We start from the raw sequence: 1407 nt of genomic DNA, 5'->3' as shown, positions 1-1407 counted from the left end.
CCTAAAACAAAACGATTGGATTCAAGATCATCAAGCGCATCATCAAGTTCCATAATTTGTGAGCCCGCACGGTCTCCTGCATTGACCATTTGGTTTTGTTTGCGCCCCATAATCTGCTTGGCAATGTTTTTGCTCTTGAAAACAAAAGATTGGGTGAAAATAAATTCAAAGGGAAGGGTGAGCAAACCATCCGCCATGCCTACCCTGGTTTTTGCTGGATATTCTTTCCAACCAAACATGCCCGCAAAACGCTGTCCCGCCTCGGTGCGTATTTCTATGATCTCTTTCCCAAAAATGAGACGGTCTGAATAAACAGTCGACGCTATCGTCCCCCATGTCAACGGTATGCGTTCACGACGACCTCCTACCAATTGGTGGATAAATTCACTTTGCTGCGAATAAATATTGCCTTCATGTTCATAAAGGCTCAGTCTTTTTGCACCATAACGCTCTAAATTTTGAATAAGATCTGTCGTAATATCTTCAAGCTTGCGAACGGACTCTGCGTCAGCTTCTGTCTTTTCTTGCTTGGCTTTGCCTAAACGTTTGAAAAACTCCACTAATTTGTCCGTCTTATCAACGTGTGGATTCCACAAAATTGAAAGATAAAGCTCATTGCGATAAAGCTCCTGTGAAATCATCCGCTCGCGATATTTATCATCTAATTGCTTGGCAAATGCCGATCTAAAAGTTCCATCCGGATAAACGGTTTCACGCTTTCTGATGATATGGCTATAAAGCGCTATCCGTTCATCCGCAATGTTTTTAAACAGATTGTTGAGCTGTTCGTGAAGAACATTCAGATCAATAATATCCGCTGTCTCAAAGTTAATGCCTTCAAGTTTAATAACGGACATGAGAGCGCGGGAATCTAGCGCAATGATGTGTTTATTAACATGACGCACATAAGGGATAATCGCCTCTGGCTGCTTTTCACGTTTGCATTGAGCAGCATTCATTATAATTCCTCATAATTGCGAATTAATCGTAATGGAGAAATACTTCCCCCACCCCATAGACTCGAATTTCTGGCAAAGATAGATGTCTTTTGCCATGTCAGAAGAATACGAAATTTGTTATGGTCATGCTTTAGGATTTCCTTGAATATGAAATGCATTGCAATCCCAATAGTTACAAGAAAAATATTGCCTGCCATAATGAACAATATCATCGTTCCTATTGCATTTAATCCCATAGCTTCCACCGTCACGCCTGCAATCATTGCAGGGCGCGTGCAAGCAAGAAATAACGTATCTTCTGTTAGCTTGTCGTGCTCTTTCATGGCTTTGAAAGACAACGTTTAACTGTAAAACATTGATGCGATTTGTGGTGCACCAAAGATAATGCCGATGCCAATACAAACAAAGAAAGCTTTACGCATTTCAACATAACCAGCAATCCATGCAA

2 protein-coding genes and 1 pseudogene are annotated in these 1407 nt (G+C 41.1%); all 3 read right to left on the bottom strand.

The annotated features are described in order from the left end of the window. Positions 1-959, bottom strand: a pseudogene (locus PVV60_RS10495) (transporter); the annotation flags it as partial. Beyond that, positions 959-1282, bottom strand: a complete 324-nt coding sequence (locus tag PVV60_RS10490; protein WP_273724672.1) for a type IV secretion system protein VirB3 — start codon at positions 1280-1282, stop codon at positions 959-961. The gene PVV60_RS10490 and the pseudogene PVV60_RS10495, both read right to left, overlap by 1 nt. A gap of 18 nt (positions 1283-1300) precedes the next feature. Next, on the bottom strand, positions 1301-1407 hold a 107-nt coding region (locus PVV60_RS10485), incomplete at its 5' end, for a TrbC/VirB2 family protein (RefSeq protein WP_273724671.1).

The organism is Bartonella sp. AU18XJBT, assembly GCF_028618595.1.
Lineage (GTDB): Bacteria > Pseudomonadota > Alphaproteobacteria > Rhizobiales > Rhizobiaceae > Bartonella.
Note: the sequence above shows the minus strand (reverse complement) of the source record. Positions and strands in the feature narration are given on the sequence as shown.